31 protein-coding genes and 1 tRNA gene are annotated in these 25730 nt (G+C 64.7%); 23 read left to right on the top strand and 9 right to left on the bottom strand.

Going from position 1 to position 25730, the window contains the following annotated elements:
• Positions 1-3: 3 nt before the first annotated feature.
• From hisB to pal, 13 genes are all read left to right on the top strand, one after another.
• A complete protein-coding gene (gene hisB, locus PQ457_RS12705; RefSeq protein ID WP_273617183.1) occupies positions 4-612 on the top strand; it encodes an imidazoleglycerol-phosphate dehydratase HisB in 609 nt (202 codons plus the stop codon).
• Positions 613-620: 8 nt separating this feature from the next.
• Positions 621-1241 carry an imidazole glycerol phosphate synthase subunit HisH gene (gene hisH, locus PQ457_RS12700; protein ID WP_273617182.1) on the top strand — a complete coding sequence of 207 codons (621 nt, stop codon included), beginning with the start codon at positions 621-623 and terminating at the stop codon, positions 1239-1241.
• Positions 1238-1966 (top strand): 1-(5-phosphoribosyl)-5-[(5-phosphoribosylamino)methylideneamino]imidazole-4-carboxamide isomerase, encoded by a 729-nt coding sequence (hisA, locus tag PQ457_RS12695; RefSeq protein WP_273617181.1) that lies wholly within the window; start codon positions 1238-1240, stop codon positions 1964-1966. Before hisH ends, hisA begins: the two co-directional genes overlap by 4 nt.
• A gap of 243 nt (positions 1967-2209) precedes the next feature.
• Complete coding sequence (gene hisF / locus PQ457_RS12690; RefSeq protein ID WP_273617180.1) at positions 2210-2974, top strand: imidazole glycerol phosphate synthase subunit HisF; 765 nt, start codon at positions 2210-2212, stop codon at positions 2972-2974.
• A 131-nt stretch (positions 2975-3105) separates the two neighbouring features.
• Positions 3106-3303, top strand: coding sequence for a hypothetical protein (locus tag PQ457_RS12685; RefSeq protein ID WP_273617179.1), 198 nt, complete (start codon positions 3106-3108; stop codon positions 3301-3303).
• Positions 3304-3355: 52 nt separating this feature from the next.
• Positions 3356-3697, top strand: coding sequence for a phosphoribosyl-ATP diphosphatase (locus PQ457_RS12680; RefSeq protein WP_273617178.1), 342 nt, complete (start codon positions 3356-3358; stop codon positions 3695-3697).
• A gap of 3 nt (positions 3698-3700) precedes the next feature.
• Positions 3701-4078 (top strand): histidine triad nucleotide-binding protein, encoded by a 378-nt coding sequence (locus PQ457_RS12675; RefSeq protein ID WP_183622265.1) that lies wholly within the window; start codon positions 3701-3703, stop codon positions 4076-4078.
• Positions 4079-4206: 128 nt separating this feature from the next.
• On the top strand, positions 4207-4743 hold the full coding sequence (locus PQ457_RS12670) for a YbgC/FadM family acyl-CoA thioesterase (protein ID WP_273617177.1): 537 nt from the start codon (positions 4207-4209) through the stop codon (positions 4741-4743).
• Positions 4740-5447 carry a protein TolQ gene (gene tolQ, locus PQ457_RS12665; protein WP_273617176.1) on the top strand — a complete coding sequence of 236 codons (708 nt, stop codon included), beginning with the start codon at positions 4740-4742 and terminating at the stop codon, positions 5445-5447. Before PQ457_RS12670 ends, tolQ begins: the two co-directional genes overlap by 4 nt.
• 3 nt (positions 5448-5450) lie before the next feature.
• Complete coding sequence (locus PQ457_RS12660) at positions 5451-5915, top strand: biopolymer transporter ExbD (RefSeq protein ID WP_420540940.1); 465 nt, start codon at positions 5451-5453, stop codon at positions 5913-5915.
• A gap of 4 nt (positions 5916-5919) precedes the next feature.
• Positions 5920-6927: an energy transducer TonB gene (locus PQ457_RS12655; RefSeq protein ID WP_273617174.1), complete on the top strand. Its 1008-nt coding sequence runs from the start codon at positions 5920-5922 to the stop codon at positions 6925-6927.
• Entirely contained in the window at positions 6924-8324 is a 1401-nt protein-coding gene (gene tolB / locus PQ457_RS12650) for a Tol-Pal system beta propeller repeat protein TolB (RefSeq protein WP_420540939.1), read from the top strand. The genes PQ457_RS12655 and tolB overlap by 4 nt, the downstream gene beginning before the upstream one ends.
• Positions 8325-8366: 42 nt before the next feature.
• Positions 8367-8906 carry a peptidoglycan-associated lipoprotein Pal gene (gene pal / locus PQ457_RS12645; RefSeq protein ID WP_273619321.1) on the top strand — a complete coding sequence of 180 codons (540 nt, stop codon included), beginning with the start codon at positions 8367-8369 and terminating at the stop codon, positions 8904-8906.
• A 165-nt stretch (positions 8907-9071) separates the two neighbouring features.
• On the opposite strand, the gene PQ457_RS12640 is transcribed toward pal, so the two are convergent.
• Positions 9072-9197 (bottom strand): hypothetical protein, encoded by a 126-nt coding sequence (locus PQ457_RS12640; protein WP_273617173.1) that lies wholly within the window; start codon positions 9195-9197, stop codon positions 9072-9074.
• Positions 9198-9299: 102 nt separating this feature from the next.
• On the opposite strand from PQ457_RS12640, the gene PQ457_RS12635 reads away from it, so the two are divergent.
• Positions 9300-9842 (top strand): J domain-containing protein, encoded by a 543-nt coding sequence (locus PQ457_RS12635; RefSeq protein WP_273617172.1) that lies wholly within the window; start codon positions 9300-9302, stop codon positions 9840-9842.
• Positions 9843-10106: 264 nt separating this feature from the next.
• Here PQ457_RS12635 and PQ457_RS12630 read toward each other — a convergent pair whose 3' ends face one another.
• The gene (locus tag PQ457_RS12630; RefSeq protein ID WP_273617171.1) at positions 10107-10967 is read right to left on the bottom strand and encodes a DMT family transporter; all 861 of its coding nucleotides are present in this window, start codon (positions 10965-10967) and stop codon (positions 10107-10109) included.
• A gap of 103 nt (positions 10968-11070) precedes the next feature.
• Here PQ457_RS12630 and PQ457_RS12625 point away from each other — a divergent pair, with 103 nt between their 5' ends.
• Together PQ457_RS12625 and PQ457_RS12620 are read left to right on the top strand one after the other, a co-directional pair.
• A complete protein-coding gene (locus PQ457_RS12625) occupies positions 11071-12447 on the top strand; it encodes an aminotransferase-like domain-containing protein (RefSeq protein WP_273617170.1) in 1377 nt (458 codons plus the stop codon).
• Between the two features lie 66 nt (positions 12448-12513).
• Positions 12514-13740 carry an NAD(P)/FAD-dependent oxidoreductase gene (locus tag PQ457_RS12620; protein ID WP_273617169.1) on the top strand — a complete coding sequence of 409 codons (1227 nt, stop codon included), beginning with the start codon at positions 12514-12516 and terminating at the stop codon, positions 13738-13740.
• 18 nt (positions 13741-13758) lie between these two features.
• Here the strand turns inward: PQ457_RS12620 and map are convergent, their stop codons facing one another.
• From map to PQ457_RS12600, 4 genes are all read right to left on the bottom strand, one after another.
• Entirely contained in the window at positions 13759-14529 is a 771-nt protein-coding gene (gene map, locus PQ457_RS12615; protein ID WP_273617168.1) for a type I methionyl aminopeptidase, read from the bottom strand.
• Positions 14526-14738, bottom strand: a complete 213-nt coding sequence (locus PQ457_RS12610; protein ID WP_273617167.1) for a ParD-like family protein — start codon at positions 14736-14738, stop codon at positions 14526-14528. Before PQ457_RS12610 ends, map begins: the two co-directional genes overlap by 4 nt.
• Before the next feature lie 121 nt (positions 14739-14859).
• Positions 14860-14946, bottom strand: a tRNA-Leu gene (locus PQ457_RS12605).
• A gap of 114 nt (positions 14947-15060) precedes the next feature.
• The gene (locus PQ457_RS12600; protein ID WP_273619320.1) at positions 15061-15879 is read right to left on the bottom strand and encodes a zinc-ribbon domain-containing protein; all 819 of its coding nucleotides are present in this window, start codon (positions 15877-15879) and stop codon (positions 15061-15063) included.
• 210 nt (positions 15880-16089) lie between these two features.
• Here PQ457_RS12600 and ftsE point away from each other — a divergent pair, with 210 nt between their 5' ends.
• Genes ftsE through PQ457_RS12580 form a run of 4 tightly spaced genes read left to right on the top strand, consistent with a single transcriptional unit; the run spans position 16090 to position 19104 of the window.
• A complete protein-coding gene (ftsE, locus tag PQ457_RS12595) occupies positions 16090-16815 on the top strand; it encodes a cell division ATP-binding protein FtsE (protein ID WP_273617166.1) in 726 nt (241 codons plus the stop codon).
• A complete protein-coding gene (locus tag PQ457_RS12590) occupies positions 16812-17864 on the top strand; it encodes a cell division protein FtsX (protein WP_273617165.1) in 1053 nt (350 codons plus the stop codon). Before ftsE ends, PQ457_RS12590 begins: the two co-directional genes overlap by 4 nt.
• Positions 17865-18395 (top strand): YdcF family protein, encoded by a 531-nt coding sequence (locus tag PQ457_RS12585; protein WP_273617164.1) that lies wholly within the window; start codon positions 17865-17867, stop codon positions 18393-18395. It begins immediately after the preceding gene.
• A 1-nt stretch (position 18396) separates the two neighbouring features.
• Positions 18397-19104, top strand: coding sequence for a lysophospholipid acyltransferase family protein (locus PQ457_RS12580; protein WP_273617163.1), 708 nt, complete (start codon positions 18397-18399; stop codon positions 19102-19104).
• Between the two features lie 197 nt (positions 19105-19301).
• On the opposite strand, the gene PQ457_RS12575 is transcribed toward PQ457_RS12580, so the two are convergent.
• On the bottom strand, positions 19302-20210 hold the full coding sequence (locus PQ457_RS12575) for a prephenate/arogenate dehydrogenase family protein (RefSeq protein ID WP_273617162.1): 909 nt from the start codon (positions 20208-20210) through the stop codon (positions 19302-19304).
• Between the two features lie 3 nt (positions 20211-20213).
• A complete protein-coding gene (locus PQ457_RS12570) occupies positions 20214-21311 on the bottom strand; it encodes a pyridoxal phosphate-dependent aminotransferase (protein ID WP_273617161.1) in 1098 nt (365 codons plus the stop codon).
• Positions 21312-21427: 116 nt separating this feature from the next.
• On the opposite strand from PQ457_RS12570, the gene metX reads away from it, so the two are divergent.
• The 3 genes from metX to ftsH all read left to right on the top strand — a co-directional run bounded on the left by metX (position 21428) and on the right by ftsH (position 25200).
• Positions 21428-22549: a homoserine O-acetyltransferase MetX gene (gene metX / locus PQ457_RS12565; protein ID WP_273617160.1), complete on the top strand. Its 1122-nt coding sequence runs from the start codon at positions 21428-21430 to the stop codon at positions 22547-22549.
• The gene (gene metW, locus PQ457_RS12560) at positions 22546-23151 is read left to right on the top strand and encodes a methionine biosynthesis protein MetW (protein WP_273617159.1); all 606 of its coding nucleotides are present in this window, start codon (positions 22546-22548) and stop codon (positions 23149-23151) included. Before metX ends, metW begins: the two co-directional genes overlap by 4 nt.
• A 102-nt stretch (positions 23152-23253) precedes the next feature.
• The gene (gene ftsH / locus PQ457_RS12555; protein WP_273617158.1) at positions 23254-25200 is read left to right on the top strand and encodes an ATP-dependent zinc metalloprotease FtsH; all 1947 of its coding nucleotides are present in this window, start codon (positions 23254-23256) and stop codon (positions 25198-25200) included.
• A gap of 162 nt (positions 25201-25362) precedes the next feature.
• On the opposite strand, the gene rpoZ is transcribed toward ftsH, so the two are convergent.
• A complete protein-coding gene (gene rpoZ, locus PQ457_RS12550; protein WP_273617157.1) occupies positions 25363-25707 on the bottom strand; it encodes a DNA-directed RNA polymerase subunit omega in 345 nt (114 codons plus the stop codon).
• Positions 25708-25730: the final 23 nt, after the last annotated feature.

Here is a 25730-nt window from a genome sequence, read left to right as displayed (position 1 = left end):
GCCATGCGCACCGCCCGTATCGCCCGCAAGACGCACGAGACCGATATTCTCGTGGAAGTGAACCTCGATGGATCGGGGAAGTATGATGTCTCAACCGGCATCGGCTTTCTCGACCATATGGTGGAGCAATTGTCGCGCCACTCGCTGATCGACATGACCGTCCGGATCAAGGGCGACCTGCATGTCGACCAGCATCATACGGTCGAGGATTGCGGCATCGCCATCGGCCAGGCCGTTTCGGCAGCCCTTGGCGATAAAGCCGGGATCGGCCGCTATGGTCAGGTCTATTCGCCGATGGACGAGGCGCTGGCCCGCGTGGCGCTCGATATTTCGGGCCGCCCCTGGCTGGTGTGGAAGGCGGCGTTCACCGTCCACAAGCTGGGCGAGATGGACACCGAACTGTTCGAACACTGGTTCCATTCCTTTGCTCAGGCCGCCGGCATCACGCTGCACATCGAAGTGCTCTATGGCCAGAACAACCACCATATCATCGAAGGCATCTACAAGGGCCTTGCCCGCGCGCTGCGCACGGCGGTCGAGCTGGACCCGCGCAAGGGCGGGGCGGTGCCTTCGACCAAGGGGCTGCTTGGGGACGGCACTTTAAACGGTTGAGGTGAGTCATGTCTGAAGTTCTGGCCCTGATCGACTATGGCGCGGGCAACCTGCATTCGGTGGCCAATGCGCTCAAGGCCGCCGGGGCCGAAGGGGTGACGATCACCGCCGACCCCGATGTGGTGCGCGCGGCCGACCGGATCGTGCTGCCCGGTGTCGGCTCGTTCAAGGCTTGTGCGCAAGGTCTGCGCGCGATCCCCGGCCTCGTCGCCGCGATGGAAGAGCGCGTGCTGGTAGGTGAGGCGCCTTTCCTCGGCATTTGCGTGGGCATGCAACTGCTGGCCACGCGCGGCGTCGAACATGGCATTACCGAGGGGCTGGGCTGGATTCCGGGCGAGGTGCGGTTGATGGAGCGCGCCGACCCCACCATCAAGATCCCGCATATGGGATGGAACGATGTGGGCGTGAAGCCCAATGCCCCGCTGATCGAGCCGGGCGAGGCCTATTTCCTGCACTCCTATGAATTTGTTGCCGAGGATGGCCATCATGTGGTGGCCATGACCGACCATGGCGGGGGCGTGACCGCCGCTGTCGGGCGCGACAACATTCTTGGCGTGCAATTTCACCCCGAGAAGAGCCAGTCCTATGGCCTCTCGCTGCTGGCCCGTTTTCTGGAGTGGAAGCTGTGATCGTTTTTCCCGCAATCGACCTCAAGGGTGGTCAGGTCGTCCGTCTGGCCGAGGGCGATATGGACCGCGCCACGGTCTATGGCGACAACCCGGCCGCGCAGGCGCAGATCTTTGCCGCCGCCGGCAGCCAGTTCCTGCATGTGGTCGATCTGGACGGCTCGTTTGCGGGCCGCGCGGAAAACCGCGAGGCGGTTGAGGCGATCCTGCAGAGCTTTGAGGGCCATGTGCAATTGGGCGGGGGCATCCGCACGCGCGAATCGATCGAGGGCTGGTTCAACCTTGGCGTGTCGCGCGTGGTAATGGGCACGGCGGCGCTGAAGGACCCCGAATTCGTCAAGGATATGGCGAAGGAATTCCCCGGCGGCATCGTCGTAGCCGTGGACGCGCGCGACGGTTTCGTGGCGACGCAGGGCTGGGCCGATGTGTCGGATGTGGCCGTGGTCGATCTGGCCCGCCGGTTCGAGGATGCGGGCGTGGCCTCGCTGCTGTTTACCGACATTGGCCGCGATGGCTTGCTGAAGGGCGCCAATATCGAGGCGACCGTCGATCTGGCGCGCCGGGTGAATATTCCCGTGATTGCGTCCGGCGGGGTCAAGGGGCTGGATGATATCCGGTTGCTGGCTTTGCATGCAGAGGATGGGATTGAGGGTGTGATTACGGGTCGGGCTTTGTTCGAGGGCAAGCTCGATCTGGCTGCGGCGATTGCGATGGCGAATAAGGAGTAAGGGATAGATGTGAGGGTCTAGACCCTCGCGCTCCCTTTACTGTCTGCGTGGCGCTTGTGGTTCGGCCTTTGGTGTCGGACGCGCCGTTTGAATTGTAAGGCCTGCGGTGCTTTTGGCGCTCCTTTGCCGCGCCGCAGGCTATAATACCAGCTCCGCCGCATGGCCTTCCGTCTGCGATGGAGCGCCACCCATTAACGGGATTGCAAAGGGCTCGAATCCCTTTGCCCGCCGGAGGCAAAAGACATGACCGTTCGTATCCGCGTAATTCCCTGCCTCGATGTCCGCGATGGCCGCGTGGTGAAGGGCGTGAACTTTGTCGACCTGATCGATGCGGGCGACCCGGTGGAGCAGGCGCGGGCCTATGACGCGGCGGGCGCGGATGAGCTGTGCTTTCTGGACATTTCCGCCAGCCATGAGGGGCGCGGGACGCTGCTCGATGTGGTGCGCCGCACGGCGGAGGTCTGCTTCATGCCGCTGACCGTGGGCGGGGGCGTGCGCAGCGCCGAGGATGCGCGCGCGCTGTTGCTGGCGGGCGCGGACAAGGTGGCGGTCAACAGCGCCGCCGTCAGCCGCCCCGAGGTGGTGCGTGACATCGCCGAGAAATTCGGCAGCCAGTGCATCGTGGCCAGCGTGGACGCGCGCCGCGTGGCGCCGGGCCGGTGGGAAATCTTCACCCATGGCGGGCGCAAGGCCACCGGCATTGACGCGATCGAGCATGCGGTGCGCCTGACCGAATTGGGCGCGGGCGAATTGCTGGTGACCAGCATGGATGGCGACGGCACGCAGGCGGGCTATGACCTCGAACTGACGCGCAAAATTGCCGACAGTGTCGGAATTCCTGTCATCGCCAGCGGCGGCGTGGGCAATCTCGATCATCTGGTAGACGGTGTGACCAAGGGCCATGCCAGCGCGGTTCTGGCGGCCAGCATTTTCCACTTCGGCAAATATTCGATTGCCCAGGCGCATGGGGCCCTGCGTGCGGCGGGCCTCCCCGCACGGGGCGGCTAAGGATTAACGCATGGTGTCGGAATTTTTATCAATCGGCACATATGGTTAATTACTTAATCCAATAATTTCATACATATATCTGAATGGCATGCATCATGCATTAACTATCCCCGTCAATCGGAGGATATTTCATGCGTCTGTTTCTGAATGTCGCGGCCTGTTTGCTGATCGGCGCGATGTTGCTGCAACCGATGCTGGCGTCGCATGGACTGTCGGGCCTGACTTCGTCGAATATGGCGATGGCGGCGCTGGGTCTGGCCGGGCTGATGCTGGGCTATCGTGGCAGCAGCCGCCCGCGCCAGAGCGAGGCCCAACCGGCAACCGCCTGAAAGCGCATATCCGGGCTTGACGGCGCGGCGCGTCCGCCCCATCGCAGGCGCCATGAACGACACCGTCCATCACCCGCTGGCCACGCTGGCCCGGCTTGAGGCCACGATTGCCCAGCGCGCCGCCGCCGACCCGTCCTCATCCTACGTGGCCAAGCTGAACGCGCGCGGCGTGCCCAAGATCGCGCAGAAAGTGGGCGAGGAGGCCGTCGAGGCGGTGATCGCGGCCATGGCCGATGATCGCGCCGGGCTGATCGGGGAATCGGCGGATCTGGTGTTCCACCTGCTGGTGCTGCTGAACGCCAAGGGCATCGCCCTGTCCGACATCACCGACGAGCTTGACCGCCGCGAAGGCGTGAGCGGCATCGTCGAAAAAGCCAGCCGCAAAGGGGAATAATCCATGCCCATCGACCCCACGCTCGCCTATGATCACAGCAATATCTTTGCCCGCATCCTGCGCGGCGAGATTCCGGCGAAAAAGGTCTATGAGGACGATTTCGCGCTGGCCTTTCATGATATCGCGCCTCAGGCTCCGGTGCATGTGCTGGTGATCCCCAAGGGCGCCTATGTCTCGTGGGATGATTTTTCCGCCCATGCCCCGGCCGAGGAGATCGCCGGTTTCATCCGCGCCGTGGGCCATGTCGCGCGTGAACAGGGGCTGGTGGCGCCCGGCTATCGCCTGCTCGCCAATGTGGGCATGGATGGCGGGCAGGAAGTGCCGCATCTCCATGTCCACCTGTTCGGCGGCAAGCCGCTTGGACGCATGATCGCCGCCTAAGGGCGGCCGGGGGGCGCATGATCGCCGCCTAAGGGCGGCCGGGGGGCGCACGATCGCCCAATAAGCGCGTTTATTCATCACGGTGGGTTGCTCTTTGCGCCAAGGGCGGGCTAGTTTGCGCGACAATTATGAACGCCCTGCCTCTCCCTCCTTCCGGCTGCTTCGCCACGGACGATGATGGTCCGCTGCATCTCTATGCGGTACGGGCCTATTTTGAGGATACGGACCTGTCGGGCGTGGTTTATCATGCCAATTATCTGCGCTGGTTTGAACGGGCGCGTTCGGACATGCTGCGCCTGCTGGATGTGGACCAGCGCGCCGCGCAGGAGGCGGGCGAGGGGGCCTATGCGGTGGCCGAAATGGCCATCCGCTATACCGCGCCGGCGCGCCTTGACGATGAAATCCTGATCGAAACGCGAATTCATGAATTGGGTGCCGCCAGTATCCGGTTGGTTCAAGCAGCGTTCAGGCTGGCCGGTGTTGAGAAAGGCGCCGTTCATAAAGGCGCGCTGCTGGCGCAGGCAACCGTGCGGGTGGGCTTTGTCGCCCCCGATGGACGCCCGCGCCGCCAGCCTGCCTCTTGGCGGTCCATCTTTGCCCAGTTTCTGGCCGGACATGCGCCGGCATCAACCGACCTACGCCCCAACCAACCGGGAACACCATGACCGACCTCGACCTGCTTGCTGCCGCTGCCGGCTCTACCCATCTCGACCCCGTCAAGCTGTTTCTGGACGCCGATATTGTCGTGCGGGTGGTGATGGGCGGATTGCTTCTGGCCAGCATTTGGGTGTGGACGATCCTGTTGTCTTTCGGCTTTCGCATGGCATCGCTGCGCCGACAGTCAGAGGCCTATGAGGGCGAATTCTGGAAATCGCGCGACATCGACGCCTTTCAGGCCGAGCGCGGCGGCGGCAGGAATGCCGATCTGCCGGTGGCCAAGGTGGTCAGCGCGGCGCTGGCCGAATGGCGCCGCTCGGCCACGGGCAAGATCGACCGTTCGGGCGCGCGCCAGCGCCTCTCCTCGGTGATGGACAGCGTGGTGGCGGCTGAGGCCGAATCTCTGGCCGACCGGCTGAATTTCCTCGCCACGGTCGGTTCGGTTGCGCCTTTTGTCGGCCTGTTCGGCACGGTCTGGGGCATCATGAACAGCTTTTTCCAGATCGGCCAGCAGCAGAATTCCTCGCTCTCGGTCGTCGCGCCCGGTATTTCCGAGGCACTGTTCGCCACCGCCATCGGCCTCTTTGCGGCCATTCCGGCGGTGATCGGCTACAACCGCTATTCGCATATCGTGAACAGCTTTGAAGCGCGGCTCCAGCGCTTTGCCGACCGTTTCCATGCGAGCCTGTCTCGCGAACTGGACGGGCTTTGATCCATGGCGATGGGCATCCATAAATTCTCGAAAAGGCGCGGGCGGGGCGGCCGCGCGCCAATGGCCGAAATCAATGTCACTCCGCTGGTCGACGTGATGCTGGTGCTGCTGGTGATCTTTATGGTCACAGCGCCCCTGATGAAGGCGGGCATCCCGATCACGCTGCCCGACAGCCGCGCCAAGCCGCTGGACCAGACGCCCAAGCAGGTGACGATCACGATGAATGCCGAGGGGCGCGTGTTCCTCGACGATGACGAGCTTTCGCCCGGCGAACTGGCCGAGCGGGTCGGCGCTCTGCCGCGCGGGGCCGATGGGGCGATGCCGCTCGTCACGCTGCGTGCGGACAAGGCGCTGGATTATGGCCGCGTGGTGGGCGTGATGGGCGAATTGAACCGCGCCGGGATCACTGCGATCTCGTTGGTGACGGTTGCGGGCGGGGCTCCTGTTGAAACGGCAAAGAAGCCCTGATCCCATGTCGCTGGCCCAATCCTATCATGGCCGCAAGGGTCTGAACCGGGGCGAGGCGATCGGCCTTGGCGTTGCGGTGGTCGGCCATGTGGCGCTGGTGGCGGTGCTGGCCTTGCAGCCTTCCCCGCCGCCCTTGCCGCGCCCCCAGCGGATGCAGGTGACGCTGGCCGACGATGTGGCCAAGGAGGCGGTTTCGACCAGCCGCGAGGAAGCCGCGCCCGATCTGGCCCCGCAACTGGGCGAGGCCCAGCCGATGGCCGCGCCCGAGCCGGTGCCCCAGCCCGAGCCCAAACCCGTGCCGGTGCCAAAGCCCGCGCCGGTCCCCGCGGCGCCGCCGCCCAGGCCTCTGCCGCAACCCAGGCCGCAACCCGCGCCCCCGCATCCCGCCCCCCCGCCCAAGCCGGTGCCGGCGCCCAAACCCGCGCCCCAGCCCAAGCCGCATCCCGCCCCGGCCAAGCCGACTCCGGCCAAGCCGACCCCCGCCAAGGTCGATCCGATCTCGGCAGCGATTGCGGCCGCCCATGGCAGCAAGGCGCCTCCCGTCAAAGCCGCCGCCAAAAACGAGGCCAAAACCGAGGCGGCCAAACCGGTCACCAAGAAACCTGCAGGCGGCAGCCGTGTGGGCGTCGATTTCCTCAAGGGTTTCGGCGCCAGCCCCGCAGGCAAGGCCCAGACCCCGCCCGCGGCCATCATCGGGCCGGGCGTCAAGGCCGCGCTGGCCGGCGCGATCAGCCGCCAGTTGAAGCCGCATTGGCGCGTGCCGCAAGGGGTGGAAACCGATCAACTGGTCACGATTCTGGCCTTTGACCTCAACCCCGACGGCACTTTGGCCGGGCCGATCACGCTGGTGCGGCAGGAAGGCGTGACCGCCAGCAACCGTCCGCAGGCCGGGCTCCATCGCGAAAATGCGATACGTGCGGTCAAACTTGCGGCACCTTTTCCTTTGCCCCCCGATCTCTATGAAGCATGGAAACATGTGCAATGGCGTTTCGACAGGAACCTGTCCCAATGATGATGCGTAAAATTTCCTACGGGCTTCTGGCCGGCGCGGCTTTCATCGCGGCCGGTGCGATCGAGGCCCAGACCATCGCCCCCGCCCCCGTGGTGACGTCCACCGCCGCGCCGCCCGCATCCGACAATGGCGTGCTGACGGGCACGGTGTCGGATGACACCGCTTGGCAGAGCCTTGGCATCGCCATCCCCAGTTTCGCCACCAACGCCGATGTGCCCACCGCCGCCAGCGCCGGTTCGACCGCGCAGCTTGGCCGCGCGATTGCCGAGGTGATCACGGGCGACCTTAAAAACAACGGCCTGTTCAAGCCCACCGGCCCCAACAGCCTGCCGCCGATCCCGATCATTCAGGTGCTGACGCCCGATTTTCCGACATGGAGCACGCGCGGCACCGAAATGCTGGTGCATGGCAGCGTCTCGGCGGCCAGCAACGGCGATCTGGTGGTCGGCTGCTACCTGTATGACGTCAGCCTGCGCCAGCAACTGGTGAAGGCGACGTGGCAATTGCCGCCGGGCGACTGGCGCCGCGCCGCGCACAAATGCGCCGATACGGTCTATTCGCGCCTTTCGGGCGAAAGCCCGTTTTTCGACAGCCGCATCGCCTATATCGCCGAGACGGGGCCGAAGGCGCACCGTATGAAGCGTCTGGCCATCATGGACAGCGACGGGGCCAACCACCGCTTCATCACCACGGGTCAGGCCATGGCGCTGACCCCGCGTTTTTCGCCCGATTATCGCAAGATCGTCTATCTGTCCTATCTGAACGGCCGCCCGCGCATCTATGTCTATGACGTGGAAAGCGCGAGCCAGAAGCTGGTGGCAGAACCGGGCAATCCCACCTTTGCCCCGCGCTGGTCGCCCGACGGCAAGTGGATCCTCTATTCCATGGCCAGTGCGGGCAACACCAATATCTACCGCGTCTCGGCCAATGGCGGGATCAGCCAGAAGCTGACCGATACGCCGGGGATCAATGTGGGCGGCTCCTATTCGCCCGACGGCAGCAAGATCGTGTTTGAAAGCGATCGCGGCGGCAGCCAGCAGATTTACGTGATGAATGCCGACGGCAGCAACCAGCACCGCATCAGCTTTTTCGGCGGCCGCGCCGCCACGCCCGAATGGAGCCCGCGCGGCGACCAGATCGCCTTTACCCATATCGCCGGCAATCTGCGCATTGCGGTGATGGGGGTTGATGGCAGCGGTATGCGTTATCTGACCGATTCGTGGCAGGACGAGGCGCCGACTTGGGCGCCCAACGGCCGCATCATCCAATTCTTCCGCACCGAAAAGGGCACAGGCCACACAAGCATCTGGCAAGTGGATCTGACGGGGCGGAACGAACGGCGCCTGCCCACGCCGGTCGATGGATCGGACCCCTCATGGGGGCCGATCCGCCAATAACGGGCCTAATTTGACTGTCCAAGTAGTCAAGGAGAAGACATGATGCCCTCCATGCTCAATACTCGCCTGCTGAGCGCGGGTGTGCTCGTCAGCGTGAGCGCGCTGGCCCTTTCGGCCTGCGCGCCCAAGCCGCCCAAGCAACTGCCGCCCGAACCCGGCCCGCCGGTGACCAACACCATGCCCGCCCCCGCGCCCGCCATGCCCAGCGGCCCGACGCCGGGCTCGCAGGCCGATTTCCTCGCCTCGGTCGGCGGTCGCGACACCATCCACTTTGCGCTGGACAAGTATGATATCGACCAGATTTCGGCCGATATCCTGCGCGCCCAGGCGGGCTGGCTGCTGAAGTATCCGAACAAGAAGGCCACCATCGAGGGCCATACCGACGAACGCGGCACCCGCGATTACAACCTTGCTCTGGGCGAACGCCGCGCCAATTCGGCCAAGGCCTTCCTGGTCAGCCTGGGCGTCGATCCCTCGCGTCTGACCACGGTGAGCTATGGCAAGGAACGCCCGATCGATCCGGCCTCGAACGAGGAAGCCTGGGCGAAGAACCGCCGCGCGGTGACCGTCACGATCGACTGATCCGGCGACGGATCGAGCGATCACAAGCGATGCAGGACCCCGCGCCGGAGCGATCCGGTGGCGGGGTCTTGTTTTGGCATGTTTTCGCAAGGAGAGAAGGCGTGCCCGTCCTTGAATCCCGCCTTTCGCGAGCCGACGACCGTTTCGGGTTATCTCGAAAATGCTTTAGCGCAGGATGATCGAGGCGTAGCGCGCCATGGCCATGGCGTTGGCCATGCCCGGCGCCATCAGCGCGCAGGCAGCACTCGCGGCAATGGCGATCATGCTGGCAAGGGCAAGTTGGCGGCTCATGGCGCCTGCGCTTAGGCGAAAAAGCCAGCGATTGCAATGTGACATAACAGGTCGCCTTTGCGGACACTTGCGTAGAGGGCGCGGTTTTGTCACTAAGCGCGGATGGCTCGTGCAGGTCGATCATCGGATTGGGGATTCCCGCGCTGGCGTGGCTATGAAAGTGGCCGCGAGGCCGCACAGGTGCGCCTGTGCGACCGCGCCGGATGCAATGAACCGGGCAATTGCCCCGCGCCCAAATCACCCAACAGCCCGGATCGCTGGTATTTTTGTCAGGCCCATGCCGCCGAATACAATTCGGGGTGGGACTATTTCGCGGGCCTCGACAAGGAAGAGGCCGAGTCGCGGGAAAAGGCGGAACAGCAAACCAACGCGGGCTATCGCGAGTCGTCCTATTACGGATGGACGGGATCGGGCGACGGCACGCGCAGCCGCGACGAAATGCGCGCGCTCGAAGTGCTGGAGCTGGAAGCGGACGCCGATTTTGACGCGATCAAGAAAGCATGGCGGACCAAGGCCAAAGAGGTCCACCCCGACGTGCGCCCCAATGACGAAGAAGCCGCCAAAGCCTTCCGCAAGCTGCAACTGGCCTATGAGGTGTTGCGCGCCGCCGAGGAGCGGCGGTCGTGGAAGGGGAGCGGGATTTAGGGGTTTTGTCGGGGTTTGGAGGTTTTGCCTCCGGCGGGTTAAGGGCGGGGGCCCTTAACAATCCCGATATTGTCGGCGTTGCGCTATGGGGGCGGCCTTTTGTGTCGGACGCGGGGTTTGAATTTTAAAGCCTGCGGCGCTTTTTAGCGTAAGGCGCGCCGCAGGCCTTATTCCATTGCCTTAATCACGACGCCGCCAACCTTCCACCACCCCAATAACGGGATTGCAAAGGGACCGAGTCCCTTTGCCCGCCGGAGGCATAGGTCAGGCAAACCTCCTCGCCCCCGCCACACAACCCACCACGGCCCCCACGGCCACCAGCATCGCCGGCGCAATCGCCTCATGGAGAAATACCGCCGCCAGACCCAGCCCGAGGAACGGCTGGAGCAATTGCAGTTGCCCGACCCGCGCGATGCCGCCCAGCGCCAGCCCGCGATACCAGAAGATGAAGCCTAGCAGCATGGTACAGACCGAGACATAGAACAGGCCGACCCAGCTTGGCGCGCCGACCGAGGCCATGCTTTGCGGCCATGTGAGTACGGCCAGCACGGCAGCCAGCGGGGTGCAGATCACGAGCGCCCAGCAGATGACCTGCCATCCCCCCATTTGCCGGGTCAGCACGGCGCCCTCGGCATAGCCCAGCCCGCAGACGATCACGGCCACCACCATCAGCGCATCGCCCACCGGCGAGGCGGCGGCATCGTGCGAGAGGGCATAGCCCGCCACGCATCCCGCGCCCAGCAGGGCAAAGAGCCAGAAGATTGCGCCGGGCCGCTCGCCCCCGCGCAGCACGCCGAACAGCGCAGTGGAGAGCGGCAGCAGCCCGACGAACACCAGCGAGCGCGCCGCCGAAATTTCCTGCAGGGCGATGGCCGTCAGCAGCGGAAAGCCCACCACCACGCCGCCCGCGATCATGGCCAGCGAGAGCCATTGCCGCCCGCGCGGCAGGCTTTCGCGCATGGCGATCAGCATCATCGCGCCAAGGCCCCCCGCGATGATCGCCCGCGCCGCGGTCAGGAACAGCGGGGTAAACCCGACCACCGCCGCGCGCGTGGCGGGCATTGACCCGCTGAACAGCGCGACGCCGATCATCCCGTTGATCCAACCTCTTCTGATATCCTGCATGATCGCCTCCTTGCGGCCATCGAATAAGGCAGGCGGGGGGCTTGTGCCCAGATACAGTATGGTACAGATTGCATCATCTGTATCGATGTAAAGAGCAGTACACATGACCACCCGCATCAATATGGTGATCGAGACCATCCGCAGTCGCATCGCCTCGGGCCTGCTGGGCGAGGGGGACAAATTGCCCTCGGTGCGCCAATGCGCCGCCGCGCTGTATGTTTCGCCCGCAACGGTGGTCGAGGCCTATGACCGGATGGTGGCCGACGGGCTGATCGCGGCGGTGCCCAAATCGGGCTTTTTTGTCGCCCGTCTGGCCACGCCGCCCAAGGGACCGGCGCAGAACGCCCCCGCGCGTCCTGCCGAAATCGACCCCTTTTGGGTCTCGCGCCAGTCGCTGGATGCGGATGCAGCAACCGAAAAGCCGGGCTGCGGCTGGTTGCCGCCCGACTGGATGCCGCAGGAGGCGTTGCGCCGCGCCCTGCGTGCGGTGGCGGCCGACCCTGCGCTCCTCACGCTCTATGGCTCGACGCGGGGCGAACCCAGCCTGCGCCGCCAATTGGCGATGGCCATGGCGGGCGAGGGGCTGGCGGTGCATCCCGACCATGTGCTGCTGACCGGATCGGGCACGCAGGCGATTGACCTCATCTGCCGCCTGATGCTGCGCCCCGGCGATGCGGTGCTGCTCGATGATCCGTGCTATTTCAATTTTCAGGCTCTGCTGGCCGCGCACAGCGCCCGCGTGGTCAGTGTCCCCTATGGCCCGCATGGCCCCGATCCGGCCCAGTTCGAGGCGATTGTCGCGCGTGAGCGGCCCCGGCTCTATCTGACCAATTCGGCGCCGCATAATCCCACCGGCGCCTGTCTTTCGCCCCAGATCGCGCACCGCCTGCCCGCGATTGCCGCCGCGCATGGCATGGTCATCGTCGAGGACGACATCTTTGCCGATTTCGCCCAGCAGGTGCCGCGCATGGCGGTGCTGGACGGGTTGCAGAGCGTGATCCGCATCGGCAGCTTTTCCAAGACGCTCTCGGCCTCCTTGCGCTGCGGCTATATCATGGCGCGGGGGGAATGGATCGACGCGCTGTGCGATCTACAGGTGGCCACCGGCTTTGGGGGCCCAAGCCCCTTGTCGGCGGCGGCCATCGCGCATGTGCTGGTGGGCGGGCAATATCGCAAACATATCGACGGACTGCGGCGCAGGCTGGCGGGGGCGCGGGCGGAATTGGCCGGGCAATTGGGCGCGATGGGCCTGCGGGTCTGGGGCCATCCGGTGGGGGGCTTCAACCTGTGGTGCGCGCTGCCGCCGGGGTGTGACAGCGCGAGGCTGGCGCAGGCCTGCCGCGCGCGCGGGGTGGTGCTGGCGCCGGGCAATGTGTTCAGCCCCAGTCAGAGCGCGGGCGCCTATCTGCGTTTCAACGCCGCGCAGACCAGTATGCGCTCTTTGCGCATCATGGCCGAGGAAATGGCGGCGATTGAATAGGCCGACTGCATTTCCGATCACGCGACAGATTGACCTTGGCGCGCTTTTCGTCAAACCACACGTTCCATGGATAAAAAAGACATACTGATCGTGGGCGGGGGACACGCCGGGGCTCAATGCGCGATTGCGCTGCGTCAGGGGGGCTTTACCGGCTCCGTGGCGATTCTGGGGCGCGAGGTCGAACCGCCCTATGAGCGCCCCCCTTTGTCCAAGGAATATTTCGCGCGGGAAAAGACTTTCGACCGCCTCTATATCCGCCCCGCCGCCTTTTGGGAGGAAAAGCAGATCGAACTGCTGCTGGGCCGCGAGGTCGTCTCGGTTGATGGCGAGGCGCATCAGGTGGCTTTGGCCGATGGCGAGGTGATTGAATATGGCCGTCTGGTCTGGGCGGCGGGCGGCGATGCGCGGCGCCTGTCGTGCGAAGGGGCGGATCTTGCCGGTGTCTATGGCGTGCGCACGCGGGCCGATGCCGATGCGCTGATGGCCGAGGTTGACGCGGGGGCGACGAATTTCGTCGTCATCGGCGGCGGCTATATCGGGCTTGAGGCCGCCGCGGTTCTCTCGAAAATGGGCCGCCATGTCACGCTGCTCGAACTGGCGCCGCGCGTGCTGGCGCGGGTGGCCGGGCCGGAGCTGTCGGCTTTCTACGAGGCCGAGCACCGCGCCCATGGCGTCGATTTGCGCACCGGCATCAGCGGCGTCGAGCGGCTGGTCGGCACCGACAAGGTGACGGGCGTTGAATTGTCCGATGGCGAGGTTGTTCCCGCCGACGTGGTGATCGTGGGCATCGGCATTGTGCCTGCGGTCGGCCCGCTGATTCTGGCCGGGGCGGCCGGGGCCAATGGCGTGGATGTGGACGAATATTGCCGCACCTCGCTGCCCGATGTCTATGCGGTGGGCGATTGCGCGGCCTTCGCCTGCGATTTTGCCGAAGGCGTGGTGATGCGCGTCGAGTCGGTCCAGAACGCCAATGATCAGGCCTCTTGCGTGGCCAAACATATTCTGGGCGAGGAAAAGCCCTATCACGCTTTCCCGTGGTTCTGGTCGAACCAGTATGACTTGCGGCTGCAGACGGCGGGTCTGTCGGTGGGCTATGACCATACGGTGCTGCGCGGCGATATGGCGGCGCGTTCGTTCAGCGTGGTCTATCTGAAGGGCGGACGGGTGATCGCGCTCGATTGTGTCAACAGCGTCAAGGATTACGTGCAGGGCCGCAAGCTGGTCGAGGCCGGGGCGACGCCTGATCTGGCCGCGCTGGCGGACAGCAGTGTGGCTTTGAAGGAACTGCTCTAAAGGAGATGGGCGCGCCGGTTAACGGCGCGCCGGTTTTTCCTCCGGCCGCAGCGTTAGCACGCGCACGCCCTGTGCCGTGACCGCCACGGTATGTTCAAATTGCGCCGACAATTTGCCGTCGGCCGTCACCACGCTCCAGCCGTCGTCGAGCGTTTCCACCCGCGCGCGGCCCTCGTTCAGCATCGGCTCGATGGTAAAGACCATCCCCTCGCGCAGGGTCAGGCCGGTGCCGGGGCGGCCGAAATGCAGCACCTGCGGGTCTTCATGCATTTCGCGCCCGATGCCATGGCCGCAGTATTCGCGCACGATCGAATAGCCGGCCTTTTTGGCGTGGCGCTCGATCGCATGGCCGATATCGCCCAGCCGCGCGCCGGGGCGCACGCTGCGGATTCCTTGCCACATCGCCTCATAGGTGGTCTTGACCAGCCGCCACGCATGGGGAGCCACGTTGCCGATCATATAGGTCTTGGACGAATCGGCGATGAACCCGTCCTTTTCCAGTGTGATGTCGAAATTGACGATATCGCCATCGGCCAGAATATCGCCATCCGAAGGCATCCCGTGGCACACCACATGGTTGCGCGAACAGTTCAGCACATAGGGGTAATTGTATTGCCCCTTGCTGGCCGGGCGGCTTTGCAGCGGGCCGGTGATATAGGCCTCAACCTTGTCGTTGATCTCCATCGTCGTCGCGCCCGCCAGCGGCAGCGTGTCGAGATAGGCAAAGACATCGGCCAGGAGGCGCCCGGCCTGCGCCATGACCTCGATTTCGGCGGGGGTCTTGATCATCCCGCCATGGCTCCGGCTAATGCTGGATCAACCCCAGCCTCGCGCAATTGGCGCGCCACAATGTCCTGAAAGCTCATCTGTGGGTTCATTTCGCACAGCATGCCGACGCGGATCCAGAAGGCCGCCTGCGCGTTGATCGAGCGGCAGGACACCTTGCTGGCCTTGCGCAATTGCTCGTGCAGCTCATCCTCGATGTTGACGATGCCCATAGTGGCCCCTGAATATACGAATCATATATGGATCGTATATAGCCTGTTTCGTCCGGGGCAAGCGCCACGCGCGTCAGGCGCGCAACAAAAAAGGCAGGGCGTTGGCCCTGCCTCTTTGTGATGGTGCGGTCGAGAAGACTCGAACTTCCACGGGTTTTCACCCACAACGACCTCAACGTTGCGCGTCTACCAATTCCGCCACGACCGCATCTTCCGTGTCTGACCTGCCAGATTGTCCGGCCCGTCAGTGGGGTAGGAGCGCGCCCCTAACAGAGGAGTTTGGGCTTGCCAAGCACTGAATCGAACTTGTGGAAAATTTGTTTCAATTCACCTTCCATTTCACCTCGGCCGAAACCGCCGCTTTGGGCGCGTCCACGATCGCGGTGTTGATGGTCAGGTTCTCGCCGGGGTTCAGCACCGGCTTGGGCGGCGCGGCCTCGACCGTATAGACCGCGCGGTTGCGCGCATCGCGCAGCACGATCATCAGGCTGGGCACGCTGCGGCGGTTCTGGCCGATATTGGTGATCGTGCCGGAAATGTTGAAATAATCGTTCTGGTTGTTGAGCGGGCGGCGCTCCTGCCTTGCGGCGGGAAAGGTCAGTTTGAGATCCGGCTCGCTGTGCCCGGTCTGGGGCAGGGGCAGCCATGCGGGCAGGCCAAACTGATAGACCGCCGCCATCGCGCCGGTGGCCATCAGCGCAAAGCCGACCGCCAGCATCGTCCACATCCGCGCGGGATTGCGGCGGGGACGGAATGGCGGCTCATGGGCAAAGCTGGATGGGCTGTCGGCAAAATTGTCCGCAATGGCGGGCGTGGCCTGCTCGACCGGAGCCGGGGGCGGGGCAATCGGGGCGGGGGGCGGAGCAACCGGGGGCGGCGCTGTGAACGGCGCGGCCACCTTGGGGGCGGGCTGCACCGGAGCGGTCTGCACCGGGGCGGTCTGGGGCAAAGGTGCCTGCTGCACAGGAGGCGGGGGAGCCGGGGCCGCCATCGGCGCGGGCGCGGCTGGCACCTCGATCACCGGCCCTTCCTGAAACCAGCTGTGGCGACAGGTGGCGCAGCGCACGGTGCGCCCATCGACCCCGATGGCGCTGTCGGGGACGGCATAGCGTGTCGCGCAAGCAGGACAGGCAATAATCATCGCCATCAGCTAAAGCATGCAACCGTTGCACAGCACAAGAGGAACAGGGGGCGACCGCCTCGCGAACAGCCATTTTTCCACCGCCCTTTTTTCGCGGGCAAAGCCGTACTATAGCTGGGCAACGATGGTCGAACGCTCTCCTGTTACAAGCCTGCAATGCGGCATTTCGCGCAGTCCTATTGCCGCGTCCGATGCGCATGGGAGAGCCAAATGACGGGCATGTCAGGAGAAATCGCCCGCTTTGACAATGTCGGCCTGCGCTATGGCCCCGACCGCGAAGTGCTGTGCGATGTCGGTTTCACGCTGCATGCGGGCCATTTCTATTTTCTGACCGGGGCCAGCGGCGCGGGCAAGTCCTCGCTCTTGCGCATGCTCTATCTGGCCCAGCGACCCTCGCGCGGGATGATCAGCCTGTTCGGCACCGATGCGATCACCCTGCCGCGCCATCGCCTGCCCGGATTTCGGCGGCGGATCGGGGTGGTCTATCAGGATTACCGGCTGGTGCCGCATTTGTCGGCCTTTGATAATGTCGCGCTGCCGCTGCGCGTGGCGGGGGTGCCCGAGCGCGATGTGGTGCAGCCGGTCAAGGATATGCTCGAATGGGTGGGCCTGGCCGACCGGATGGGCGCGCGCCCGGCCACGCTCTCGGGCGGCGAGCAGCAGCGCGTGGCCATCGCGCGCGCGGTGATCGGGCGGCCCGAACTGCTGGTGGCTGACGAGCCGACCGGCAACGTCGATCCCGATATGGCGATCAAGCTGTTGCGCCTGTTCGAGGCGCTCAACCGGCTGGGCACGACCGTGGTGGTGGCCACCCACGATCTGCATCTGTTGCAGAAAGTGCCGGGCAGCCTGATTATGCGGCTGGACCGGGGGCGGATGTCGGACCCGACCGGCGCGCTGCGCTATCCCCCGCGCCGGGAGAATGCCCAGCCATGAACCTGCCAAGCATGAATCCGGACGACGAACAGGTCCAGATCCCGCGCCGTCCGCTGGCGCCCACGGGCGGGCCCGCCGATCCGCCATCGGCCGCACCGCGCCGCGGCTGGTTTTCGGGCCGCGCCGCGCTGTCGGGCGAGGGCAAACTGGCGGGCTGGCGCGCCTTTGGCAGCGGGGGCGAGGGCGTGCTGGTGCCGCAGGCGCGCCTTTCGGGCCCCACGCCATGGGTGATCGCGATCATGGTGACGATCACGGTGATCGCGGCGGCCACGGGCCTTGCGCTGCGCAACATTGCCAATGCTGCCGCGCTCGATCTGGCCGGAGGGGTCAGCGTGCAGATCATCGAGGCACAGGCCCCGCTCCGCGCCGCACAGGCGCAGGCCGCGCAAAAGGCGCTGATGGCCGTGCCGGGGGTGATTTCGGCCCGCGTGGTGCCTCAGGCGGAATTGGACCAACTGCTCGTGCCATGGCTGGGCGCGGGGATGAGCGATGGCGATATGGTGCCCGTGCCCGCGATGATCGACGTGCGGATCGATGGCGCGGCCGATGGCGCGCGCATCGCGGCGCTGCGCAGCGCGCTGGGGCGGGTGGCGCCGGGCGCGCGGGTGGATGCACAATCGCATTGGCTGGCCCCGGTGTTCGAGGCAATGGATTCGCTGCGCTGGCTGGCGCTCTCGATGATCGGCCTTTTGGCGCTGGCGCTGACGGCGGCGGTGCTGCTCTCGGCGCGTTCGGCGCTGGGCACACATCGGCAAACGATTGAGATCGTGCATAATCTTGGCGGCACCGATGCCCAGATCGCGCGCATTTTCCAGCGCTCGATGGGCATGGACGCCACATTGGGCAGCCTGGTCGGAATGGTGCTGGGCCAGATTGCGGTGATGGTGCTGGGTGCGCGCTTTGCCGGGCTGGGCGCGGGGCTGCTGGCGGGCGGTGTGCTGCGGCCGCTCGACTGGGCGGTGGTGGCGCTGGTGCCGGTGGCGGCGGTGGTGCTGGCGATGGTGACGGCGCGGCTATCCGTGCTGATCGCGCTGCGAAAGATGCTTTAGATGCTGCGCCGCCTCCTTGCGCTGCTGCTTACGGTCTGGGCGCTGGGCTTTGCCGGTTTTGCCGCGTTTCAGCCCCAGCCCGCCCCGATCGCCAAGGCCGACGGCATCATCGTGCTGACCGGCGGCGAGGGCCGGATCGCGCGGGGGCTGGATCTGCTGCGCGATGGCGTGGCGCCGCGCATGCTGATTTCGGGCGTCGATCCCGAGGTCAAGCCGGGCGAACTGGCCGCGCAATACAAGATAAGCGCCGCCCTGCTGGCCTGCTGCATCACGCTGGGCTACGAATCGGTCGATACGCGCAGCAACGCGCGCGAATCGGCCCAATGGATCAAAAGCCACGGTTTGCGCCGGGTGCGGCTGGTGACCTCGGACTGGCATATGCGCCGCGCCGCATGGGAATTGCGCCAGACCATTCCGGCCGACGTGGAACTGACAGAAGACGCGGTGCCGACACGGCCCTCGCTGGGCATCCTGTTTGCCGAATACAGCAAGTTCGTGTTGCGGCGCCTGTGGCATATCGGAAAAGGTTGACATGAATACTTCGCCGCTGGGCATCGGCTACGCATTGCGGTCGATCGCCTTCAATCTGTTTTTTTATATCTGTTCGATCCTGATGGGGCTGACGATCCCGTTCTTTATCGGGTTTGGCGGGCGCGATGGGGCGATCTGGATCTGCACCCGATGGTCGAATATGCACCGTTGGGGGGTGGTGCATATTTTGGGCATCAGGATCGTGATCGAAGGCGAGGTGCCCTCCGGCCCGGTCTTTGTCGCGCTGAAACATGAAAGCATGTTCGAGGCGATCGACTTGCCCACGCTGCTGCCCTTTCCGGCGGTGTTCGCCAAGGTCGAGCTGCTGCGCGTGTTTCTGTGGGGCAGGGCCGCCGCGCTCTACGGCCTTGTCCCGGTCGAGCGCGATCAGGGGGCCAAGGCGCTGCGCGCGATGGTTTCGGCCGCGCGCAACCTCTCGCAGCAAAACCGGCCGCTGGCGATCTTTCCCGAAGGCACCCGCGTGCGCCACGGCACAAGGCCCGCATTGCAGGCAGGCTTTGCCGGGCTGTACAAGATGATCGGGCTGCCGGTGGTGCCGGTGGCGGTCAACACCGGGCCGCTGCTGCACGGCTTCTGGAAAAGGCGCGGGACCGTCACCTATCGTTTCGGCGAGGTGATCCCGGCCGGACTGCCCCGTGAGGAAATCGAGGCGCGGGTAAGGGATGCGATCAATGCGTTGAATGATTAGGTGAGGATTTGCCTCCGGCGGGCAAAGGGCGGGGGTCCTTTGCAATCCCGATTAATGGGGTGGCCGATTGGCGGCGTGGTGTTTGGGGTTATTGGTTGAAAGCCTGCGGCGCGGTGAGGGCATCCTTGTCTGCGCCGCAGGTTTTTATTTTCACACTGTGCGTCCGACACCTGACGCCGAACCTAAGGTTATACCCCTTAAACCTTCCCATCGCGCCCAAAGTTGGCGCTGGCCACATCCTGACCTTGCTCGATAATGGATCGGCGGATCGCGCGGGTGCGGGTGAAATGGTCGAACAGCTTTTCCCCATCGCCAAGGCGGATGGCCTTTTGCAGCTCGGTCAGATCCTCGGTAAACACCTGAAGCATATGGAGAACCGCGTCACGGTTATAGAGAAAGACATCGCGCCACATCGTGGGGTCCGAGGCCGCGATGCGGGTGAAATCGCGAAAGCCGCCGGCGGAATATTTGATGACTTCGTTCTGGGTCACTTCTTCGAGGTCGCCCGCGGTGCCCACGATTGTATAGGCGATAAGATGCGGCAGGTGGCTGGTCACGGCCAGCACGCGGTCGTGATGCGCGGGTGCCATGATTTCCACCCGCGCGCCGATGGCCTGCCACAGCACGGAGAGGCGCTCGATCTCGAAGGGATCGGTGCCCTCGGCGGGCGTGATGATGCACCAACGGCCTTCGAACAGGCTGGCGAAACCGGCGTCAGGGCCGGAATTTTCGGTGCCCGCGACCGGGTGGGCCGGGATGATCGTGTGGTTGGGTAGGACCTCGCCCAGCATCTTGGCCACGGCCTCCTTGGACGATCCGACATCGGAGATGACCGCATCGGCGCGCAGGCCCGGCGCGCATTCACGCGCCGCATCCCCCATCGCGCCCAGCGGCACGCAGAAGATCACCAGATCGGCGTCTCTGACGGCCTCTGCGGCGGTTTCGGCCACATGGCCCACCAATCCGCGTTCGGCGGCGCGGGCACGGGTGGCCGGATCGCGGTCATAGCCCGATGTGGCGATTTTGGGCAGATAGTGCTGAACCGCAAGGCCGATCGACCCGCCCTGCAAACCCAGCCCGATGATGGCGATTTTGGCAAAGGACATGGCTTATGCACCCCGCGCCAGACGGGTGATTTCATCGGCGATCTCGTCCATCTGCGCCCCGCTGCCGATGGTGATGCGCAAGGCCTGCGGCAGGCCCTGATTGGGCAGCCAGCGGGTGATATAGCCGATGTCCATCAGGCCATTATAGACCGTCTCGGCGTCAAGCGCGCCCTCGAACAGGATCAGCACGAAATTGGCTTGGCTGGGCAGCGGGCGCACGCCATGGTTGCCCAGCGCCTCAAGCCGCTCGACAAAGCGGGCGCGGGTGGCAGCATTATGCTCGCGGCTGGCCACGACGAAGGCCTGATCGGCAACGGCGGCAAGGCCCATCGCCTGGGCGGTGTTCGACAGGTTGAACGGCCCGCGAATGCGGTTGAGCGCGTCGATGATGTGATCGGCCCCCGTGCCCCAGCCCAGACGCTCGCCCGCCAGACCATAGATCTTGGAAAAGGTGCGCGTGACCAGCACGTTGCTCGCCGATTCCGCAAGCGCCATCGCGCCATCGTCATCCGCCGGATCGACATATTCGCCATAAGCCTGATCCAGCACCAGCAGCACATCGGAAGGCAGCGCGGCATGGAGGCGGGCGATTTCGCCGCGCGGCAGGAAGGAACCGGTCGGATTGTTCGGATTGGCGACAAAGACCACCCGCGTCCGTTCCGTCACCAGCGCCAGCAGCGCATCGACATCGGTGCCGTAATCGGCGTCCGGCGCGACAATCGGCGTTGCGCCGCAGCGGCGCGCGGCAATGTCATAGACGCTGAAACCATAGCGGACATAGATGATCTCATCCCCCGGCCCGGCATAGGCTTGCGCGGCAATATGCAGGATCTCGTCCGACCCGGTGCCCATCACGATGCGCTCGGCGGGGATGCCGTGCAATTGCCCCAAGGCGGCGCGCAGGGCATTGCTGTCGGGATCGGGATAGAGCGCCGGGGCCGCCGCCGTATCGCGCGCCGCCAGCGCCGCCGCCGATGTGCCCAGCGGGTTTTCATTGGCCGACAGCTTGGTCAGCGGCCTGCCGTCCTTGCCCTTGGACTTGCCGGGGACATAGGCGTGGATCGCGCTGATCCAGGGCTTGGGGGTGGGAAGTTTGGTCATGATGGCGCGGCCCTTAGCCCAACATGGGGCGAAATGACAGAGGTCGAAAAGTCAGGGGGTGACGCATGGACTTCCCGTTGACTTCGCGCGCATCAGCCCCCAATTCAACGCGCACAATGGCCAGCCTTTTTACGTCCTGTTCGCAAACCTATGACCTGCCCGATCCGCTGCCGCTGGATGGCGGACAGAGCCTTGAAGGCGTGCGGATCGCGTTTGAAACCTATGGCGCGCTCAATGATGCGCGCGACAATGCGATCCTGATCTGTCACGCCACCACGGGCGATCAATATGTCGCCAGCCCGCATCCCATCACCGGCAAGCCGGGGTGGTGGAGCAAGATGGTGGGGCCGGGCAAGCCGATCGACACCGACCGCTTCTATGTGATCTGCCCCAATGTGCTGGGCTCCTGCATGGGCACGACCGGGCCGGGCAGCCTTGCCCCCGATGGCCAGCCCTATGGGCTGCGTTTTCCCGTCATCACCATCCGCGACATGGTGCGCGCGCATATGGCGCTGCTCGACCATCTGGGGGTGGAGCGGCTCTATGCGGTTGTGGGCGGGTCTATGGGCGGGATGCAGGCGCTCTCGCTCTCGATCCATTGGCCTGAGCGCGTGGCGCGGGTGCTGCTGCTGGCCACAACGGCCGTGATGCCGGTGCAGAACATCGCCTTTCAGGAGGTGGGGCGGCAAGCGATCATGGCCGATCCCGACTGGCAGGGCGGGGCCTATTACGGCACGGGCCGGGCGCCGGACGCGGGGCTGGCGGTGGCGCGGATGGCCGCGCATATCACCTATCTGTCCGAGGCCACGCTTTCGGAAAAATTCGGGCGGCGGTTGCAGGACCGCGATGCCAAGAGTTTTGGCTTTGGCGCGGATTTTCAGGTCGAGAGCTATCTGCGCTATCAGGGCAGCAGCTTTACCGGCCGGTTCGACGCCAATTCCTATCTCTATATCACCCGCGCTATGAGCTATTTCGACGTGGTGGACGAGCGTTTCGGCGCGGGCCACAATGCCCGCCTGTCCGAAGCCTTCGCCGGGGTTACGGCGCGTTTCTGCGTGGTCAGCTTCGACACCGACTGGCTCTATCCCACCGCCGAATCGCGCAAGATCGCCCATGCCGTCAATGCCGCCGGGGCGCCGGTGTCCTTTATGGAGCTGGCCGCGCCCTATGGGCATGATTCCTTCCTGCTCGATGTGCCCGCGCTCGACCGGGTGATTACAGGATTTTTGAGCCGATGAACCGGATTATGGCAACATTGCGCCCCGATCTGGCGGTGATCGCCGGGCATGTGGCGCCGGGGGCGAAGGTGCTGGATGTGGGCTGCGGCGACGGCACGCTGATGGCGGCGCTGCGCGATGAGCGGGGCTGCGATGTGCGCGGGCTGGAGATCGACCCGCATAATGTGGCCGAATGCGTGGGCCATGGGCTTTCGGCCATTCAGGGCGATGCGGACACCGATCTGGCGCTCTATCCCGACGCCAGCTTCGATTATGCAATCCTGAGCCAGACCTTGCAGACCACCAAGCGGCCCGACATGGTGCTGGAGGAATTGCTGAGGATCGGGCGGCGAGCCTTTGTTTCCTTTCCCAATTTCGGCCATTGGCGGGTGCGCAGCGATCTGTTGTGGCGCGGGCGGATGCCGGTGACGCGGCTGTTGCCGGTGGGTTGGTATGAAACGCCCAACATTCACCACCTGACCATCGCCGATTTCCGCGATTTCGTGGCCGCGCGCGGGCTGAAGGTGGAAGGCGCGTGGTATTTGAACGGCGACAGCCTGATCAGCCCCGCGATGGCCACCTGGCGCGCGGAACATGCGGTCTATCTGCTTTCGAGAGGATAATCGCTTCTGATCGGTAAACTCGATCGGAATATACACCTTCCCCAGCTTGCGATTCAGCCCCGCCGCCCTACATTACAAGGGTGTGAAAGGACGCGCCCCTCGATGAATGACGAACAGCCCAATGGAAACCCCTGGACGAAGAGCCTTTTGGTGTGGGGAGGGATCTTTCTCGCCCTGTTCTTCGCCGTATCGCTGTTCAGCGCGCGCAATGATATTGGCGCGCAGGCGATCCCCTATTCCGAATTCCGCGCCAAGGTCGCCGAGGGCAGCGTCTATGACGCGCAGGTGGGCGAACAGCGCATCACCGGCAAGTTCAAGAACGGCGAGGCCTACAGCACCGTTCCTATTCCCAATGACGTGACGCTGGCGCCGCTGCTGGCCCAGAATAACGTGAAATATCAGGGCAAGGCGCCCGAAGAGCCCAATGTGCTGCTCTATATCCTGCTGCAGGCTCTGCCGTTCCTGCTGATCGTGGCGGTGGGTTTCCTCGCCATGCGTCAGATGCAGAAGGGCGGCGGCGGCGGCGCCATGGGCTTTGGCAAGAGCAAGGCCAAGATGCTGACCGAAAAGCAGGGGCGCGTGACCTTTGCGGACGTGGCCGGCATTGACGAGGCGCGCGAGGAGCTGGAGGAAATCGTCGAGTTTCTGCGCGATCCGGGCCGGTTTTCGAAGCTGGGCGGCAAGATCCCCAAGGGCGCGCTGCTGGTTGGCTCGCCGGGTACGGGTAAGACCTTGCTGGCCCGCGCGATCGCGGGTGAGGCGGGCGTGCCCTTCTTCACCATTTCGGGTTCGGATTTCGTGGAAATGTTCGTGGGCGTGGGTGCAAGCCGCGTGCGCGACATGTTTGAACAGGCCAAGAAGAACGCCCCCTGCATCGTCTTTATCGACGAAATCGACGCGGTGGGCCGCAGCCGTGGCAACGGCCTTGGCAATTCGAACGACGAGCGCGAGCAGACGCTGAACCAGTTGCTGGTCGAGATGGACGGGTTTGAGGGCAATGATGGCATCATCATCATCGCCGCGACCAACCGCCCCGACGTGCTGGACCCCGCGCTGCTGCGTCCGGGCCGCTTCGACCGTCAGGTCGTGGTGCCGGTGCCCGATATCGAGGGCCGCGAAAAGATCCTGGCCGTGCATATGAAGAAAGTGCCGCTGGCTCCCGATGTTCAGCCCCGCGTGATCGCGCGCGGCACGCCGGGCTTTGCGGGCGCGGATCTGGCCAATCTGGTCAATGAGGCGGCGCTGCTGGCGGCCAGGCGCAACAAGCGTCTGGTGGCGATGCAGGAATTCGAGGACGCCAAGGACAAGGTCATGATGGGCGCCGAGCGTCGCAGCATGGTCATGACCGAGGAAGAGAAAAAGATGACCGCCTATCACGAGGCGGGCCATGCCTTGGTCTCGGTCAATGAACCGGCCAGCGACCCGATCCACAAGGCGACGATCATCCCGCGCGGCCGCGCACTGGGCATGGTGATGCGCCTGCCGGAACGCGACTCCTATTCGTATCACCGCGACAAGATGCATGCGAACCTCTCGGTCGCCATGGGCGGTCGCGTGGCCGAAGAGCTGATCTTTGGCTATGACAAGGTGTCGAGCGGCGCGAGCGGCGATATCCAATATGCCACGGGTCTGGCGCGCAACATGGTCACCAAATGGGGCATGAGCGACAAGCTGGGGCCGTTGCAGTATGAGGATCAGAACGAGGGCTATCTGGGCATGGGCGCCAGCCAGCGCCTGTTCGCCTCGGATGAGACCAACAAGCTGATCGACAGCGAGATCCGCAATCTGGTGGACAATGCCCATGTGCGGGCCACCGATCTGCTCAAGTCGCAGATCGACAAGCTGCACACGCTGGCGCAGGCGCTGCTGGAATATGAGACGCTGACCGGCGACGAGATCAAGCAGGTGGTGGACACCGGCAAGATCGACCGCCCCGAAGCGCCCAGCGGCATCCCGCTGCCCGCTGCGATCCGGGGCACCAGCGTGCCGCGCGCGGGCCGTTCGGGTCTGGCCAGCGGTTTTGGCGGGATTTCGCCGCAGGGGGCGTAAAAGCTGCCTAGGTTGCGAAAATGGGCCTCGCCGGCAAAGCGGCGGGGCCTTTTTCTTTGCCTGACGTGGCGGGGTGGACCGCCCGACATGGGCAAAACAAAAGGCCCCGGAAAAGCCGATGCTCTTCCGGGGCCTTTTGTTTTAATCGCCAATGCGATCACATCAGCCGTCGTAATCCCCGCCCAGCGAGGTGTTACGCACCGGAGCCGCCGCCGTGATGCGCAGCGCCTCGGCCGACTGCGAGAGCGAGCCGATGTCATCGACTTCATCATCATCGTCAGGCAGCACGCGCTGCAGCGAGGTGATCAGCGATTCCTTGAGGATCTTGGGACGGACGGTTTCCTCTGCGATTTCGCGCAGGGCCACCACCGGGTTTTTGTCACGATCGCGATCGAGCGTCAGTTCCGCACCGCCCGAGATTTCACGCGCGCGCTGGGCAGCCAGCAGCACGAGATCGAAGCGGTTAGGGATCTTGTCGACACAATCTTCAACGGTTACGCGCGCCATGGGCACTCCGTCTTGAATAGGGA

This window comes from Novosphingobium humi (assembly GCF_028607105.1).
Classification (GTDB): domain Bacteria; phylum Pseudomonadota; class Alphaproteobacteria; order Sphingomonadales; family Sphingomonadaceae; genus Novosphingobium; species Novosphingobium humi.
Note: the sequence above shows the minus strand (reverse complement) of the source record. Positions and strands in the feature narration are given on the sequence as shown.

Bases quoted from the DNA above. Each gene is read 5' to 3' on its own strand.
- hisB (WP_273617183.1), top strand. From the start codon at position 4: ATGCGCACCGCCCGTATCGCCCGCAAGACGCACGAGACCGATATTCTC.
- hisH (WP_273617182.1), top strand. From the start codon at position 621: ATGTCTGAAGTTCTGGCCCTGATCGACTATGGCGCGGGCAACCTGCAT.
- hisF (WP_273617180.1), top strand. From the start codon at position 2,210: ATGACCGTTCGTATCCGCGTAATTCCCTGCCTCGATGTCCGCGATGGC.
- PQ457_RS12685 (WP_273617179.1), top strand. From the start codon at position 3,106: ATGCGTCTGTTTCTGAATGTCGCGGCCTGTTTGCTGATCGGCGCGATG.
- PQ457_RS12680 (WP_273617178.1), top strand. From the start codon at position 3,356: ATGAACGACACCGTCCATCACCCGCTGGCCACGCTGGCCCGGCTTGAG.
- PQ457_RS12675 (WP_183622265.1), top strand. From the start codon at position 3,701: ATGCCCATCGACCCCACGCTCGCCTATGATCACAGCAATATCTTTGCC.
- PQ457_RS12670 (WP_273617177.1), top strand. From the start codon at position 4,207: ATGAACGCCCTGCCTCTCCCTCCTTCCGGCTGCTTCGCCACGGACGAT.
- tolQ (WP_273617176.1), top strand. From the start codon at position 4,740: ATGACCGACCTCGACCTGCTTGCTGCCGCTGCCGGCTCTACCCATCTC.
- PQ457_RS12660 (WP_420540940.1), top strand. From the start codon at position 5,451: ATGGCGATGGGCATCCATAAATTCTCGAAAAGGCGCGGGCGGGGCGGC.
- PQ457_RS12655 (WP_273617174.1), top strand. From the start codon at position 5,920: ATGTCGCTGGCCCAATCCTATCATGGCCGCAAGGGTCTGAACCGGGGC.
- tolB (WP_420540939.1), top strand. From the start codon at position 6,924: ATGATGATGCGTAAAATTTCCTACGGGCTTCTGGCCGGCGCGGCTTTC.
- pal (WP_273619321.1), top strand. From the start codon at position 8,367: ATGCCCTCCATGCTCAATACTCGCCTGCTGAGCGCGGGTGTGCTCGTC.
- PQ457_RS12640 (WP_273617173.1), bottom strand. From the start codon at position 9,197: ATGAGCCGCCAACTTGCCCTTGCCAGCATGATCGCCATTGCCGCGAGT.
- PQ457_RS12635 (WP_273617172.1), top strand. From the start codon at position 9,300: ATGGCTCGTGCAGGTCGATCATCGGATTGGGGATTCCCGCGCTGGCGT.
- PQ457_RS12630 (WP_273617171.1), bottom strand. From the start codon at position 10,967: ATGCAGGATATCAGAAGAGGTTGGATCAACGGGATGATCGGCGTCGCG.
- PQ457_RS12625 (WP_273617170.1), top strand. From the start codon at position 11,071: ATGACCACCCGCATCAATATGGTGATCGAGACCATCCGCAGTCGCATC.
- PQ457_RS12620 (WP_273617169.1), top strand. From the start codon at position 12,514: ATGGATAAAAAAGACATACTGATCGTGGGCGGGGGACACGCCGGGGCT.
- map (WP_273617168.1), bottom strand. From the start codon at position 14,529: ATGATCAAGACCCCCGCCGAAATCGAGGTCATGGCGCAGGCCGGGCGC.
- PQ457_RS12610 (WP_273617167.1), bottom strand. From the start codon at position 14,738: ATGGGCATCGTCAACATCGAGGATGAGCTGCACGAGCAATTGCGCAAG.
- PQ457_RS12600 (WP_273619320.1), bottom strand. From the start codon at position 15,879: ATGATTATTGCCTGTCCTGCTTGCGCGACACGCTATGCCGTCCCCGAC.
- ftsE (WP_273617166.1), top strand. From the start codon at position 16,090: ATGACGGGCATGTCAGGAGAAATCGCCCGCTTTGACAATGTCGGCCTG.
- PQ457_RS12590 (WP_273617165.1), top strand. From the start codon at position 16,812: ATGAACCTGCCAAGCATGAATCCGGACGACGAACAGGTCCAGATCCCG.
- PQ457_RS12585 (WP_273617164.1), top strand. From the start codon at position 17,865: ATGCTGCGCCGCCTCCTTGCGCTGCTGCTTACGGTCTGGGCGCTGGGC.
- PQ457_RS12580 (WP_273617163.1), top strand. From the start codon at position 18,397: ATGAATACTTCGCCGCTGGGCATCGGCTACGCATTGCGGTCGATCGCC.
- PQ457_RS12575 (WP_273617162.1), bottom strand. From the start codon at position 20,210: ATGTCCTTTGCCAAAATCGCCATCATCGGGCTGGGTTTGCAGGGCGGG.
- PQ457_RS12570 (WP_273617161.1), bottom strand. From the start codon at position 21,311: ATGACCAAACTTCCCACCCCCAAGCCCTGGATCAGCGCGATCCACGCC.
- metX (WP_273617160.1), top strand. From the start codon at position 21,428: ATGGCCAGCCTTTTTACGTCCTGTTCGCAAACCTATGACCTGCCCGAT.
- metW (WP_273617159.1), top strand. From the start codon at position 22,546: ATGAACCGGATTATGGCAACATTGCGCCCCGATCTGGCGGTGATCGCC.
- ftsH (WP_273617158.1), top strand. From the start codon at position 23,254: ATGAATGACGAACAGCCCAATGGAAACCCCTGGACGAAGAGCCTTTTG.
- rpoZ (WP_273617157.1), bottom strand. From the start codon at position 25,707: ATGGCGCGCGTAACCGTTGAAGATTGTGTCGACAAGATCCCTAACCGC.